Genomic DNA, 14,505 nt, shown 5'->3' on the forward strand with positions numbered 1-14,505 from the left:
CGGGGAGCGGGGGAGGGCGGCGGCCGGTCCGCGCCATCCCCGTCGACCCATTGGCCTGGAAACGTCTGCGAAAAGAAAGTGTTGCGCATGGCCGCGGTGGCGCCCCCAGGCACCACGCATGGGCAAGATGCCAGACGAGAGCGGCCATGCGCGGTCGATGGTGTATTGATACCTTATATCTCCCGCGTTGAGGCAGGGAGGGCAGGGAGGGGGCAACAGGTGGTTTTCCTTGGCGCCTCCGGTGCCGATGCGCAGTCCCGCCCCCTCCCCACGGGCTTCTGGCTTCAAACCTGCATGCCAGTACCGACGGTCCAGCGGCCGCGAACCCTTTCGGACAAAAGGGGCGCGCGGCGCCGGCTCATGCATGGAAGCACGTGGCATGACGGACAAAGAGCAATGGGTCGTCTGGAACGGCTCCCTGGGGGTCCTCGATACGGTAACCATCGGCCTGATCGAAGAGGGCGAGGGCGGGCGGACCGCCTGTCTCGCCCCGCCCTATGGGGTCGTTGGCCCGTTCAGCCTGGACGAGCTTGAAACCAAGGGCCGGATCGCCTTTGGCGAATGCCTCGTCATGTCGCGGGCGAGATGGCAGGAAGACCAGGTGGAGCTGCGCATCGAGGCGCGGAAGAAGCGCCAGGCCTTCCTGTCCCGGTTGAATTTCGATGAGGACGACAAGGAACACCGCGAGGTCCTGGACCTGCCCATGGAGGGCGCGCTCAAGCCGTCGGAGATCAATGCCGCCTTCCGGCGTCTCGCCAAGACCGCGCACCCGGACGCCGGCGGCAGCAGCGAACAGTATCGCCGCATCGCGGAAGCCCGGGACGCGTTGCTCGACCAGTTCGCCGACGCCTTATAGGCTTGGCGCGCAGGTCGTCGTTGGAGCACAGGTATTTTGAGGGCAGGGGGCGATTCCCCTTGAGGAGGGCGTCCATGCCGGGTGCTGACAGGCGGGCCGATCAACGGCTCTTCCAATCTTCGGCATGGACTTCGTGTGATTGAAGCCGTTGCAAGGTCCCAGATCGCCCGCGCTGAACGCGCCCTCCGCCCGACGGCAGCGCTGGGCCTGAATGATCCCCGCCCAAGATGTGGCGCTCTTCAGATGAAATGCATCTCGATACCATTCAGAATCGGCTTTGCGCGCATGCCTCTAGGTGAGTGGCGGATACTGCTCAGATTGTTTCAGCATGAGCTGTTCCTGCACTAGGCGCGCCGCGGTTCGTTCGCCTACATTGTCCCCCTCTGCCATCCCCGCCGGCGGCATCGGGCCTCGGTTCTCTCAGCCCGGCCCGGATGGAAGAGAGAGCGACCTAACCCCGACCACACGTTCGGGGAAGACCGGGCGGGGGGGAAATGACCGGACGTTCTCGGGCGCCGCACGGCGCCGCCAGCCTTGCGTGTCTGGCCACGCTGCTTCTGTCGACTCTTGGTCTGCCGGGCCTGCTTCTGCCGGGCCTGGCCCGGGCGGCCGATCTGCCGGTCAAGGCCCAGGCGGCGGAGCATGTGAAGGTCTGCGCGGCCTATGGCCCGGGATTTTATTACATTCCGGGTACGGATACCTGTCTCCGGGTCGGCGGCTGGGCCCGCATGGACACCTACATGAACGTCGCCGCGATCTTTTCGCAGGGCTCGGCGTTCGGTGGTCCGGGATACTCGCTGTTCGCCTTTCCGTTCCGGGACGTCCATGACGCCGATTACTTCACCCAGGGGCGCGGCGTTGCGGAGATCGATGCGCGGACGCAGACCGACTACGGCACCTTGCGCTCCTATTTCCGCGGCGGTGCCGAGTGGGATTCCCAGACCGGCCCCGGCAACGGCCCCGGCCCCGCCCTCTATGTGGAGCGCGCCTTCATCCAGTTCGGCGGGTTGACGTTCGGTTATACCCAGTCGTTCTTCGATACCGGCATCGGCTATTCCATCGCCACCCTGTTCGCGGGCTCGAACACCTGGAACACCGTGGCGGCCTATACGGCCGAATTCGGCAACGGCCTTTCCGCCTCGCTCGCGGTGGAGGACGCGGCCAACCGCACCACCGGCGTCCAGGCCACGGGCGTGAGCATCACCGGGGTGACCTCGGCGTCCGACTTTCCGTTCGTGAGCGGCGGCACCGGGGTCCCCTTGCTCTATGCGAACTACCAGGCCGGCCAGCAGACACCGGATGTGGTCGCGAACCTGCGGGCCGAGGGGGCGTGGGGACTGGTGCAACTGGCCGGGGCGCTGCATCAGGTGGGGGCGATGCCTCCCGCCTATCTCGGCGCGGCTTTCATCGGCAGTTCCAGCACCAGCCAATGGGGATATGCCCTTGGCGCCTATGGCGAGATCCGGCTGCCGTTCATCGGCGCGGGGGACAGCCTTTACCTTCAGGCCAACTATTCCCAAGGCGCCCTCAATTATGCGGGCCTTGCCGCCGGCAACCAGAACCGGTTGCAGGCCATCGGCTTTGTTCCGCTCACCAGCGTTGGCCTCATGAGCGGCGCCTATTATCCCCTCGCCGACGCGGTGATGGGGCCGACGGGATCTTATGAGATGGTCGGCGCGTGGGCGATCCAGGGCCAGTTCCGGCATTTCTGGGTGCCCGCGGTGCGCTCCGCCGTGTTCGGCGGCTATGTCAGCGTGGATGTGCCCACCAATGTGGTGGGGGCGGCCAGCTTCGCCATGTGGCAGGCGGGGGTGAACACCTTCTGGTCGCCGGTGCGCAATCTCGATATCGGGGTGGAGGTGGTCTACACCGCCGTCGATGGCAGCCAGCCGCTGGGCATCGCCAACGCCGTTTCGGCCAGCGGCGCCGTCATCCCCACCCTGGTGGGCGGGTCCGCCAATGCCGCTTCGGGCGCGGTGCGAATCCAGCGCAATTTCTGAGCGGCGTGCAAGGAATGATCGGCTGCGCCGCGGTTACAGGCGGCGCAGGCTCACTTCCGCCACCTCGTGCTCGCCGGTCTTGCGCAGGATCAGGTCGGCGCGCTGGCGAGTGGGCAGCACGTTGTCCACGAGGTTGGGCAGGTTGATGCGACGCCAGATGGACAGGGCGGTGGCCCGCGCCTCGTCTTCGGTGAGCTGCGAGTAGCGGTGGAAGTAGGACAAAGGGTCCTTGAAGGCGGTGGCCCGCAGCCGCATGAAGCGCTCCACGTACCAGCGCTCGATCACGTCCTCGTCGCCGTCGATATAGACCGAGAAGTCGAAGAAGTCGGAGACGAAGGGAATGGCCTTGCCGTCCCTTGGCGGACGGGTGGTCTGCAGCACGTTGAGGCCTTCGACGATCAGGATGTCCGGACGGTCGATCTCCACGTACTTGTCCGGCATCACGTCGTAGAAGAAGTGGGAATACAGCGGCGCGCGCACCGGCCGCCGGCCGGCCTTGATGTCGGTGAGGAAGCGCAGCAGCAGCGGCAGGTCGTAGCTCTCGGGGAAGCCCTTCTTCTCCATCAGCCCCTCGCGCTCCAGGATGGCGTTGGGCAAAAGGAAGCCGTCGGTGGTGACGAGGTCCACCTTGGGCGTGTTGGTCCAGCGCGCCAGCAGGGCCTGGAGCACGCGGGCGGTGGTGGACTTGCCCACCGCCACCGATCCGGCCACCCCGATGATGTAGGGCATCTTGCCGTCGCCGTTCACCTCGCTGTCGCGGTGGTCGAGGAAGTGGCTCATGGCACGGAAGAGCTTTTGCGTTGCCGCAACGTAAAGCGATAGCAGGCGCGACAGCGGGAGGTAGATTTCCTCCACCTCCTGCATGGAGAGATGGACGCCGAGGCCCTCCAGCCGGGTGATTTCATCCGGCCGCAGGGTCATGGGCGTGTCGCGTCTCAGCGCGGCCCATTCGGCGCGCGAAAAGGTGCGGTAGGGCGAGAGGCCGGGGTCGAGCCGTCGATCCATCGGGTGCCTCGTGCTCTTTTCAGCCGTGCTGCCGGGCGGCTTTTTCGGCAAGGCCGGACTGGCCGGTGCGTCGCGCAAGCTCCGCATGGACATCGGCCAGCGGCACCCCGCGCGCCTTCAGCAGCACGAGGAGATGGTAGAGCAGATCGCTGGTTTCCGCGACGAGGTCCTTCGCGTCGCCGGAGAGGGCGGCGATCACCGTCTCGACCGCCTCCTCGCCCAGCTTCTGGGCGCATTTCCCGACGCCCTTGTCGAGCAGCGAGCGGGTATAGGACGCCCCCGCATCGGCCGAGGCGCGCGCCGCGACGATGGCTTCGAGGTCGGCGAGGGTGAAGCTGTCGCTCATCGCGGTGGCCCGGAGACGGAGGGCGGGGAAGGGGTGATCGAGGGTCTTGGCCTGCACATCAAAAGTCTTGGCCTGCACATCAAGGGGCTTGGCCTACACATCGAGGCGGACGGGAAGCCCCGCCTCGGCGAGGCGTTCCTTCGCCTCACGCACCGTGAAGGTGCCGAAATGGAAGATGGAGGCGGCCAGCACCGCCGAGGCGCCGCCCTCGCGGATGCCGTCCACCAGATGGTCGAGGGTGCCGACGCCGCCGGAGGCGATCACCGGCACGTGCACCGCGTCCGCCACCGCGCGGGTGAGGGCGCAGTCGAAGCCCTGGCCGGTGCCGTCCCGGTCCATGGAGGTGAGCAGGATCTCACCGGCGCCGAGGTCCACCACCTCGCGGGCGAACGCGATGGCGTCGATGCCGGTGGGCTTGCGGCCGCCGTGGGTGAAGATCTCCCAGCGGTTCTCCTCGCCCTCTTTGCTCACCTTCTTGGCGTCGATGGCCACCACGATGCACTGCTCGCCGAACTTCTCCGCCGCCTCGCCCACGAAGGCGCGGCGGTTCACGGCGGCGGTGTTGATGGAGACCTTGTCCGCGCCCGCATGGAGCAGGGTGCGCACGTCGTCCACGGTGCGCACGCCGCCGCCCACGGTGAGCGGCATGAAGCATTGCTCGGCGGTGCGGCTCACCACGTCGAGGATGGTGCCGCGGTTCTCGTGGGTGGCGGTGATGTCGAGGAAGGTCAGCTCGTCCGCGCCGGCGAGGTCATAGGCCCGCGCCGCTTCCACCGGATCTCCGGCGTCGCGTAGGTCCACGAACTGGACACCCTTCACCACGCGGCCGTCCTTCACGTCGAGGCAGGGGATGACGCGGACTTTCAGCATGGCACACCTATCGTCCCGCCACCAGCGCCAGCGCCTCGCGGGCATCGAGCCGGCCGTCATAGAGGGCGCGGCCGGTGATGGCGCCCTGAAGCTTCTTCGCGTGCGGGGTGAGCAGCGCCTCGATGTCGGCGAGGGAGGCAAGGCCCCCGGAGGCGATCACCGGCAGGTTCACCGCCTCGGCCAGCGCCACGGTGGCGTCGAGGTTGAGGCCCTTCAGCAGGCCGTCGCGGGCGATGTCGGTGTAGATGATGGCGGTGACGCCGGCATCCTCGAACCGCCGGGCGATGTCCACGGCGGCGATGTCCGAGGTCTCGGCCCAGCCTTCCACGGCGACGCGGCCGTCGCGGGCGTCAAGGCCCACCACGATGCGGCCGGGATGGGCTTTCGCCGCAGCCTTCACGAAGTCCGGGTCGCGCACCGCGGCGGTGCCGAGGATGACGCGGGTCACCCCCTTGCCCAGCCAGGCCTCGACGGTCTTGAGGTCGCGAATGCCGCCGCCGAGCTGCACCGGGATGGAGACGGTCTCCAGGATGCGCTCCACCGCCGCCGCGTTGACCGGCTTGCCGGCAAAGGCGCCGTCGAGGTCCACGAGATGGAGGTAGCGAAAGCCGAGGGTTTCGAACTCCGCCGCCTGGGCGGCGGGATCGCGGTTGAACACGGTGGCCCGCGCCATGTCGCCCTGTTCGAGGCGCACGGCGAGGCCGTCCTTGAGGTCGATGGCCGGAAAAAGGATCACGGGTGCCACTTCAGGAAATTCGCGAGGAGCGCGAGGCCGAGCCTCTGGCTCTTCTCGGGATGAAACTGGGTGCCGGCCACGTTGTCGCGCGCAACCATGGCGGTGATGGTGCTGCCATAATCCGTGGTGGCGACGAGGTCGATGCCGTCGGCCGGCTTCAGGTGGTAGGAATGCACGAAATAGGCGTGCAATCCGCCTTCGCCAGTGGGAATGCCGGCCAGCAGCGGGTGTTCGCGCGCGGTCTGGAGCGTGTTCCAGCCCATGTGCGGGATCTTCAGCTCGGGGTCGGAGGGCGCGATGCGCTCCACCTCGCCGCGGATCCAGCCGAGGCCGGCGGTCACGCCGTGCTCCAGCCCGCGCTCGGCGAGGAGCTGGAGACCGACGCAGATGCCGAGGAAGGGGCGGCCGCGGTCTTTCACCGCCTCGGTCATGGCCTCCACCATGCCGGGCACGGCGTCGAGGCCGGCGCGGCAGTCGGCGAAGGCGCCGACGCCCGGCAGCACCACCCGGTCGGCGGTGCGCACGATCTCCGGATCGCTGGTGACGATCACCCGTTCCGCGCCCACGTCGAGGGCGGCGCGCTCCATGGCCTTGGCGGCGGAATGCAGGTTGCCGGAATTATAGTCGATGATCGCGACGCTCATCGTCAGGTTCCCGGAAAGGCGCCGATGACGCCGGCCTGGCCGCCCGCGAAGGCGGCGGGGGGCGCCATGGGGCGGATAGCCGGGAGGTCGGCGCGCGCCAGCGGAGCGGGGCGGGTCCCGACCCAGTCCGCGAAGAAGCGCTGCTCCGCCGCGTCCCGGTCGGCAGCGATCACCACGGCGGCTTCCTCATAGCCCTGCCGGGCCAGCTTGCGCTGGCGCAGGGCCGGCAGCTCGAAGGCCAGCAGCAGGTGGAAGCCCACCATCACCACGTCGGTCACCGCCTGGGCAAGGCCGCCGAAGTGTTCGGCAAGTTGCAGCAGCACCACCACGGCCACATAGGCGGCCAGCGGCAGCCAGAGCCGGAAGCGCGCCAGCACCAACGGCGCGAAAAACAGCGTCGCCCACGAGAATTTCTCGCGCACGAACACGGTGCGGCCGGCCGCCGCCTCGGCGGTGTCGCCGGGTGCCGTCCTGCTCAGGACCGTCCAGATGGCCATCGTCCGGCTCCCTCAGGTTCCCAGAGCGCCCTTGGTGGAGGGGATCTCCCCCGCCGCCGCCGGGTCCACCGCCACCGCCGCCCGCAGCACCCGGGCGAGGCCCTTGAAGCAGCTTTCCGCGATGTGGTGGGCGTTCACCCCATACAGCGTCTCCACATGCAGGGTCACCCCGGCGCTGGAGGCGAAGGCCTGGAAGAACTCGCGCACCAGCTCGGTGTCGAACTCGCCGATCTTGGGCACCGCGAATTCGGTGCGGAACACCAGGAACGGGCGGCCCGAGATATCGAGGGCGACGCGGGTCAGCGTCTCGTCCATGGGCAGCAGCACGTCGGCGTAGCGGGTGATGCCGCGCATGTCGCCGAGCGCCTTCTTTAGCGCCTGGCCGAGCACGATGCCCACATCCTCGGTGGTGTGGTGGAAATCCACATGGAGGTCGCCCACGGCCTTGATCTCAAGGTCGAAGCGGGCATGCCGGGCCAGCAGGTCCAGCATGTGGTCCAGGAAGCCGATCCCCGTGGAGATGGCAGAGCGGCCCGTTCCGTCGAGATCGACGGTGAGGGCGACGCGGGTCTCCTTGGTTTCGCGGACGATGTCGGCCTTGCGCATGGAACTCCTCCAAGGCCGCGGGTTCTATCAGCAACCTCGCTGCGACGCCATATGGCGAAGAGATGACGTTTCCGGCGCCCGAACGTTCCCTCGCAGCGCCGGGGCGGATATGGCATAGCACCAGCGCCAGCGCATGGGGGTGCCGATGCCGACGACGCAGAACGACGGGCTCGAACTTGCCTATCAGGTGAGCGGGGAGGGGCCGCCGGTCCTGATCATTTCCGGCCTGTCCGCCGAGCGCTCGTTCTGGGCCCTGACGCGGCCGCTGCTCTCGGGCTTCACCCTCATCGAGTTCGACAATCGCGACATCGGCAAGAGCGCGCGCGCCAAGGGGCCTTATGACGCCGCCGACATGGCGCGCGATGCCCTCGCCGTGCTCGATGCGGCGGGCATCGCGAAGGCGCACGTCATCGGCCATTCCATGGGTGGCATGATCGCCCAGGAACTGGCCCTGACGGCGCCCGGGCGGGTGGACCGGCTGGTGCTCTCCAACACCATCGCCCGCAACGACCTCTACACAACCGAGATCATGCGCCTGCTGAAGGAGCTGCGGCTCCAGCTCGACGACGAGCTGACCTTCGGCGCGGCGCTGACCAGCTTCGTGCTGGGCATGGGCACGCTGAAGAAGATCCCGCTCTTTGCTGCGGTGCAGCAATCCCTGGACGCGGGACTCTACCAGGAGAAGGACGCCTTCCTGCGCCAGCTCGACGTGTGCACCAGCGTGGACACCAGCGCGCGGCTCGGCCGCATCTCGGCCCGAACCCTCGTCATCTATTGCGACGACGATCGCCTGTTCTCCCCTCACATGGTGCGGGAGATCGCGGACGGCATCAATGGCGCGGCGCTGGATGAGATCGTCGACAGCGGGCACTGCCCCATGGTGGAGGCCCCCGAGAATTTCGCCACCACCGTCCGCGCCTTCCTGCAAGGCAGCTGAGGGGGAGAGAATGCCGCCACTCGGTTGCGTCCGCGCCGGAACGCCCTAAGTAAGGCCCCGAGCGGAGCTTTTCATGCAGCATTCCCCGGATACCATTTACGGCACCACCATCGTCACCGTCCGCAAGGGCAACCGCGTCGCCATCGCCGGCGACGGGCAGGTGACGCTCGGCCAGACCGTGCTGAAATCCAACGCGCGCAAGGTGCGCCGGCTCGGCCGGGGGGATGTGATCGGCGGCTTCGCCGGCGCCACGGCGGATGCCTTCACTTTGTTCGAGCGCCTGGAAGCCAAGCTGGAGCAATATCCCGGCCAGCTCCAGCGCGCCGCCGTGGAACTCGCCAAGGACTGGCGCACCGACCGCTACCTGCGCCGGCTGGAAGCCATGATGATCGTGGCGGATGCCTCCATCTCCCTCGTGCTCACCGGCACCGGCGACGTGCTGGAGCCGGAGGTGGGGGTGGCCGGCATCGGCTCGGGCGGCATGTTCGCGCTGGCCGCCGCGCGGGCCCTGCTCGACCGCGAGGAGGACCCGGAAGCCATCGTGCGCCGCTCGCTGGAGATCGCCGCCGACATCTGCGTCTACACCAACCGCAACATCGTGGTGGAAACCATCGGCGCCTGAGGCTCCGCCCGCGCCCCGAAAGCCCCCGACCCCATGAGCGACCTTTCATGAGCGACTTTTCCCCCCGCGAGATCGTCTCCGAGCTGGACCGCCACATCGTTGGCCAGGCCAATGCCAAGAGGGCGGTGGCCATCGCCCTGCGCAACCGCTGGCGGCGTCTCAAGCTCGACGACAAGATGCGCGAGGAGGTGCTGCCCAAGAACATCCTGATGATCGGCCCCACCGGCGTGGGCAAGACCGAGATTTCCCGTCGCCTCGCCCGGCTTGCCGGCGCGCCCTTCCTCAAGGTGGAGGCCACCAAGTTCACGGAAGTGGGCTATGTGGGCCGCGACGTGGAGCAGATCGTGCGCGACCTCGTGGAGGTGGGCATCGGCCTGGTGCGCGAGGCGCGGCGCAAGGACGTGCAGGCGAAAGCCCATCTCGCCGCCGAGAACCGGGTGCTCGATGCGCTCGTGGGCGCCACCGCCTCCCCCGCTACCCGCGACGCCTTCCGTAAGCGCCTGCGCGCCGGCGAGCTGGACGACAAGGAAGTGGAGATCGAGATCCAGGCCGGCGGCCAGGGCATGCCCATGTTCGAGATCCCCGGCATGCCGGGCGCGCAGATGGGCGCGGTCAATCTGGGCGACATGCTGGGCAAGGCCTTCGGCGGCCGCTCCAAGCCGCGCCGCGTCAATGTGAAGGAGGCCCATCCCCTGCTCCTCGCGGAGGAGGCGGACAAGCTCATCGACCAGGACGCCATCGTCCAGGATGCCATCCACCAGGTGGAGAACAACGGCATCGTCTTCCTCGACGAGATCGACAAGATCGCCGGCCGCGAGGGCCGCTCGGGCGCCGACGTCTCCCGCGAGGGCGTGCAGCGCGATCTTTTGCCCCTCATCGAGGGCACCACGGTTTCCACCAAGCACGGGCCGGTGAAGACCGACCACATCCTGTTCATCGCCTCCGGCGCCTTCCACGTCTCCAAGCCGTCGGACCTGCTGCCGGAGCTGCAGGGCCGCCTGCCCATCCGCGTGGAGCTGGAGGCGCTGACGCGGGCCGATTTCGTGCGCATCCTCACCGAGACCGAGGCGAGCCTCGTCAAGCAGTCGGTGGCGCTCATGGGCACCGAGGGGGTGACCCTCACCATCACCGCCGACGCGGTGGAGGCCATCGCCGACGCGGCGGTGGAGGTGAATTCCAACGTGGAGAATATCGGCGCCCGGCGGCTTCAGACCGTCATCGAGCGGGTGCTGGACGACCTGTCCTTCTCCGCCCCCGACCGCTCCGGCGAGAGCGTGGTGGTGGATGCGGAATATGTGCGCTCCCGCGTCGCCGACCTCGCGCGTAACGCCGACCTGAGCCGCTTCATCCTCTGATCGAGCCGGGGCGCGCCGGGTCTTTCAGGAGAGCCGGCGCCGATCCTGCCAGGCGAGCTTCTTGCGGTAGAGGGTGGAGGGGCTGAGGTCGAGGGCGGCCGCCGCCAGCGGGATGTTGCCGTCGAATGCGGCGATGGCCGCCTCGATGATGCGTCGCTCGACGATGGCGAAGGGCTCCACGCGGCCGAATGTGCCGCCGTGCGCCGCATCGATCAGCATGGCGACGGCCTGGGCGTGGGGCGCTTCGGCCTGCTGCGTCGCTTCGGTCTCCTCGAACAGGTCGGGTCCCAGCAATCCGCCGTCGCCCAGAATGACGGCACGCCGCATCAGATTCTGCAGTTCCCGGACATTGCCGGGGAAGGGCCGGGCCCGCAGCACCTCGGCCGCGCCGGGGCCGAGCCGCGAAATGGGCCGCCCTTCCTCGCCGGCGAAGCGGGCCAGGAAAGCTTCCGCAAGGACAACCACGTCGTTGCCGCGCTCGCGCAAAGGTGGCAGGGCCAGGGTGAGAACGTCCAGCCGGTAGAACAGGTCTTCGCGCAGGCGGCCCGCGCGCACGTCCGCCAGCGGATCGCGGGCGGTGGCGCAGACGAGGCGCACGTCGCTGGTGCGCTCGTCGGTCTCGCCGGCCCGGCGGAAGCGGCCTTTCTCGAGGAAATGAAGCAGCTTGCTTTGGGTGGCGCTATCCAGCTCCGCCACCTCGTCGAGCAGCAGCGTGCCGCCGTGGGCGCGTTCGATGGCGCCGGGGCCGGTCAGGCCGAAGACGGCCTGTTCCATGTAGCTCGCGGGGATGGCGGAACAGTTGAGGGCATTGAAGGGGCCGTCCTGCCGTGTCGAGGCCACGTGCAGTGCGGCGGCGGCGAGACCCTTGCCGGTTCCGCTTTCCCCGGTCACGAAGACCGGCGCGCGGGAGGCCGCCAGGCGTTCGATCTGTTCATAGACCGCCTGCATGGCAGGGGATCGGCCGAGGAAGCCGCAGAAGTCGCCGTTGCGGGGCAACTGGGGACGATCGCGCCGCCGCCGTTCCGGACGACGGGCCGGCGTTGACGCCAAAAGGCGGTCCACCACGTCCTCGGGTCCGATGGGCTTGATCACCACGTCGTCGGCGCCGGCGCGCATGGCCGCCACGGCGTCCGCCACCGAGGCCCCACGCGCCAGTGCCACCACCAGCGTTCCCGCAAAGCCGGCCGCCCGCAGCCGACGGGTGGCCTCTTCCGGAAGGTCAGCCGACAGCAGAATCGCCGCACAGCGCGGCGCCAGCGGCAGGGCCGCGGCGAGATCCTCCGCTTCCAGCACATGCAAGGCATCGCGCCGGGCGAACGCGGCACGCATCATGGTGCGCACGTCCGGTTCCGGGTCGCAGACCAGAACGCAGGCGCGCCGGTCGGTCTGGGGGGCCGAGGAGTTTACAATCATGGCGCGTATTCAGGGTAAAAGGCTACGGTAAGAGGACCCGATCGTCAAACTAGACCAAGCTATCGATCCGGTCTCTGGAGCGTTTCAGGCAGGCATGGTTACAGATACTGCATGGTGAAAAGCCTTGGAAACAAGAACATGCAGCGCTTTAGGTGAATCCGTACCCAATCTCGGGGTAGTGGCGGGTATCATATGCCGCCGGCGCCATCTCATGGCGCGCTGCTGTGGGGCTGTGCTCTTCCCTGCCGCAGGCACAGCAAGGGTTTCCAGTCCAAGGACGCTTGATGGAGGCGCGGGCTTTGCGCGATGGGCGAGTGTATCCACGGCGCGGATATGTTCCATGCGGGCCGATCGAATCCCCACGCATTTTCCGCAGCATATCGGCGCACCGCCGGCTGCGGAGGGCGTCCCGCCCCGCTTTCCGCTGCGCGCCGACCTCTGATTCGCGTGAGCCATGGTCTATCCCCGCGGTGGCTTTCCGGCGCCGGCCTCGCGGGAGAGGCCGGCGGTCTCCAGCGCGGCGAGGGCCCTGTCGGCCAGCGCCGGGGTCGGCAGCAGCCGATGGACGAGACGGCGCACACCTTCCGCTCCGTCCGGCATGCGGTGGAGCAGCGCCCCAACCACCTCCCGCTCGCCGCTCGTGCGGCCGAGGGTGTGGAGACACAGCGCGAGCGCGAGCTTGCTCTCGATGGCGGAGTGAAGGGTGAGCTGCGGCACCATGGCCTGCGCGGCGAGAATATCGTTGCGCATGAAGGCGGCGATGCCGAGGAATGCATCCTGGTGGTTGGTGCGGATCGCACCCTCGCGCCGGGCGCGCAACAGCAGGGCCTCGCCTTCCTCGACGCGGCCAGCGCCGATGAACACCGTGGCCACCGTCGCCGCCACGTCGAAATCGAGCGGATTGAGCTTCAGGGCCTTCTCGGCGGTGGCGATGGCGTCGTCCGGCTCGCCGGCGAAGAGCTGGACCAGCGCCAGGGTGCGGGCCGCATAGGCGCTCGCCGGGGCCAGCTCGGCCGCCCGTTCCGCCGCGTCGAGGAATTCCTCCATTTCCTCGGCGGTGGGATTGGGCGTGTCGTCGTGCAGGGTGGTGTACAGCTGCGCCGTCGCCCGCATCGCGTAGCCGAGGGCGAAATCCCGCTCGCGCCGGGTCAGCTGGGTAAGGCATGCGGTCCCGTTGCCGCGCTGGCCCTGGGGGTCGCCGCGAACATAGGCGACGGCGGCGGCGATGCAGCCGAAGCCGGAATCGGGGGCCTTGGCCAGGGCCTGTGCCCGCGCCCGGACCGGGATGACGCCGTAACTTTCCATGATCGCTGTGGCGACGTCGCGAACGGCGCGGCGCTCGCTGTCGGCCAGCGCGGGCCCCTGCGCCAGGCCGTCGAGGGCGGCGGACCAGATGATGGAACCGTCGCAGCGATCGGTGACCCGTGTGATCAGGGAGAAGGTACCGTCGGCACGGCCTTCGGCGAGGCCCTTGAGGGCAAAGACCGAACGCGATTGCGGGCCAAGACAGGCCTCGGGGACCCCGGTTTCGTCGCTGGTGGCGCCGGCGGCCTTCACCTCCACGAAGTCGAAGCGGGCAAAGGCGTCGCGCATCTGCTCCTCGATGGCGCGCAGTTCGGCCGCCGCCGGCGCACCGGGACCGGCGGCCTCGAACGGGAGGACCTCCACCACCGGCAGGCGGATGCGGTCCGCCAGGGCGGCCCCGCGGTCGGATGTGAGCGGATTGATCTGCACTGCCAGCAGCGCCAGCCCCGCCACCAGCACCACGGCCGCCGCGGCGGCGGCCAACCGCACCCCGGTGCGCCGCCAGACCGGTGTGGGGAGCGGCACATCCGGCACCGGCGCCGCGGGCGGGGATTGCGGCTCCGGCCTGGCGGGTGCCGGCCCTGCTTCCGCTTCAGTGCGAGGCCGGAACAGGGGGACATACCCCCCCTTTGGAATGTCGATGACCAGAGGGTCTTCCGCGCCCACCGTGGTGTAATAGCGCTCCAGCGCGCGCCGCAGCCGGGTCGCCTCCACGCGCACGATGGGATCGGACTGGGGATCGAAGGAGGGCGGGCGGCCCAGGGCCTCGACGGCGATGGTGTAGCCCTTGATCTCGTCGGCGCGCCCCTCAAGGGTCGCTTCCACGACGAAACGCAGGAAGGCCGCCAGACGGGGCGATGCGATAAAGTCAGGGGCCGCGAGCACACGTTCCAGTGCGGCGCGAACGAGGGTCGCCTCGTTGTCTTCCGGCGGCGCGGCTTCCGCGGGTGCCGGAGCGCCAAGGTCCATGACGGCGTCCGGCTCGCAAGCCTCTGGCGTTTGCTCTACCAAGATACCATCCTTACGCACGGTCACAATCTTTGTGGGTCAGAACAATGGCGCGTGCAAGGGGGCCGTCCCGCCGTTCCCCTTGGGCGCGATCCGTCCGGACAGGAAACACAGGCGTTTCCCACAAGACGGTGAATCGTCCGCTAATCCCTTGAGCTCATGTCAGTTCAGCCTTCGACGCCAAGGCTGCGGCAGGTGTGTCGGGACGTATCCGGCTCCGGTGTTCCCAGCGGCCACGCGCACTGCTAGCTTCCGCACCGACGCGGCCGAACAATGGCAGCAGGCAGGCCCAGATCTCGCCTGAC

At 68.5% G+C, this 14,505-nt stretch carries 14 protein-coding genes; 5 read left to right on the forward strand and 9 right to left on the reverse strand.

Annotated elements, in window-relative coordinates; translation table 11 throughout:
- Positions 1 to 379: 379 nt before the first annotated feature.
- Entirely contained in the window at positions 380 to 856 is a 477-nt protein-coding gene (locus tag V5F48_RS18535) for a J domain-containing protein (RefSeq protein ID WP_394259902.1), read from the forward strand.
- Positions 857 to 1,350: 494 nt separating this feature from the next.
- Positions 1,351 to 2,856 carry a porin gene (locus V5F48_RS18540; RefSeq protein ID WP_394259903.1) on the forward strand — a complete coding sequence of 502 codons (1,506 nt, stop codon included), beginning with the start codon at positions 1,351 to 1,353 and terminating at the stop codon, positions 2,854 to 2,856.
- 33 nt (positions 2,857 to 2,889) lie between these two features.
- Here V5F48_RS18540 and coaA read toward each other — a convergent pair whose 3' ends face one another.
- The 7 genes from coaA to hisB all read right to left on the reverse strand — a co-directional run bounded on the left by coaA (position 2,890) and on the right by hisB (position 7,560).
- Positions 2,890 to 3,861: a type I pantothenate kinase gene (gene coaA, locus V5F48_RS18545; protein ID WP_394259904.1), complete on the reverse strand. Its 972-nt coding sequence runs from the start codon at positions 3,859 to 3,861 to the stop codon at positions 2,890 to 2,892.
- Between the two features lie 19 nt (positions 3,862 to 3,880).
- Positions 3,881 to 4,207 (reverse strand): phosphoribosyl-ATP diphosphatase, encoded by a 327-nt coding sequence (locus V5F48_RS18550; RefSeq protein WP_394110293.1) that lies wholly within the window; start codon positions 4,205 to 4,207, stop codon positions 3,881 to 3,883.
- A gap of 93 nt (positions 4,208 to 4,300) precedes the next feature.
- Positions 4,301 to 5,077, reverse strand: a complete 777-nt coding sequence (gene hisF, locus V5F48_RS18555; RefSeq protein ID WP_394259905.1) for an imidazole glycerol phosphate synthase subunit HisF — start codon at positions 5,075 to 5,077, stop codon at positions 4,301 to 4,303.
- Positions 5,078 to 5,084: 7 nt separating this feature from the next.
- On the reverse strand, positions 5,085 to 5,822 hold the full coding sequence (gene hisA / locus V5F48_RS18560; RefSeq protein WP_394110296.1) for a 1-(5-phosphoribosyl)-5-[(5-phosphoribosylamino)methylideneamino]imidazole-4-carboxamide isomerase: 738 nt from the start codon (positions 5,820 to 5,822) through the stop codon (positions 5,085 to 5,087).
- Positions 5,810 to 6,457, reverse strand: a complete 648-nt coding sequence (gene hisH, locus V5F48_RS18565) for an imidazole glycerol phosphate synthase subunit HisH (protein ID WP_394259906.1) — start codon at positions 6,455 to 6,457, stop codon at positions 5,810 to 5,812. Before hisH ends, hisA begins: the two co-directional genes overlap by 13 nt.
- Before the next feature lie 2 nt (positions 6,458 to 6,459).
- Positions 6,460 to 6,954, reverse strand: coding sequence for a DUF2628 domain-containing protein (locus V5F48_RS18570; protein WP_394259907.1), 495 nt, complete (start codon positions 6,952 to 6,954; stop codon positions 6,460 to 6,462).
- Positions 6,955 to 6,966: 12 nt separating this feature from the next.
- Positions 6,967 to 7,560 (reverse strand): imidazoleglycerol-phosphate dehydratase HisB, encoded by a 594-nt coding sequence (hisB, locus tag V5F48_RS18575; RefSeq protein WP_282639459.1) that lies wholly within the window; start codon positions 7,558 to 7,560, stop codon positions 6,967 to 6,969.
- 145 nt (positions 7,561 to 7,705) lie between these two features.
- Here hisB and V5F48_RS18580 point away from each other — a divergent pair, with 145 nt between their 5' ends.
- From V5F48_RS18580 to hslU, 3 genes are all read left to right on the forward strand, one after another.
- Positions 7,706 to 8,497, forward strand: a complete 792-nt coding sequence (locus V5F48_RS18580) for an alpha/beta fold hydrolase (protein ID WP_394259908.1) — start codon at positions 7,706 to 7,708, stop codon at positions 8,495 to 8,497.
- 73 nt (positions 8,498 to 8,570) lie between these two features.
- Positions 8,571 to 9,119, forward strand: a complete 549-nt coding sequence (gene hslV / locus V5F48_RS18585; RefSeq protein WP_149576034.1) for an ATP-dependent protease subunit HslV — start codon at positions 8,571 to 8,573, stop codon at positions 9,117 to 9,119.
- A gap of 47 nt (positions 9,120 to 9,166) precedes the next feature.
- Positions 9,167 to 10,474, forward strand: a complete 1,308-nt coding sequence (hslU, locus tag V5F48_RS18590) for an ATP-dependent protease ATPase subunit HslU (protein ID WP_394110301.1) — start codon at positions 9,167 to 9,169, stop codon at positions 10,472 to 10,474.
- Between the two features lie 24 nt (positions 10,475 to 10,498).
- Here the strand turns inward: hslU and V5F48_RS18595 are convergent, their stop codons facing one another.
- Positions 10,499 to 11,887, reverse strand: coding sequence for a sigma-54-dependent transcriptional regulator (locus tag V5F48_RS18595; protein WP_394259909.1), 1,389 nt, complete (start codon positions 11,885 to 11,887; stop codon positions 10,499 to 10,501).
- 459 nt (positions 11,888 to 12,346) lie between these two features.
- A complete protein-coding gene (locus tag V5F48_RS18600; RefSeq protein WP_394259910.1) occupies positions 12,347 to 14,161 on the reverse strand; it encodes a tetratricopeptide repeat protein in 1,815 nt (604 codons plus the stop codon).
- Between the last annotated feature and the right edge of the window lie 344 nt (positions 14,162 to 14,505).

This window comes from Xanthobacter autotrophicus ATCC 700552, from assembly GCF_043194565.1.
Lineage (GTDB): Bacteria > Pseudomonadota > Alphaproteobacteria > Rhizobiales > Xanthobacteraceae > Xanthobacter > Xanthobacter autotrophicus_F.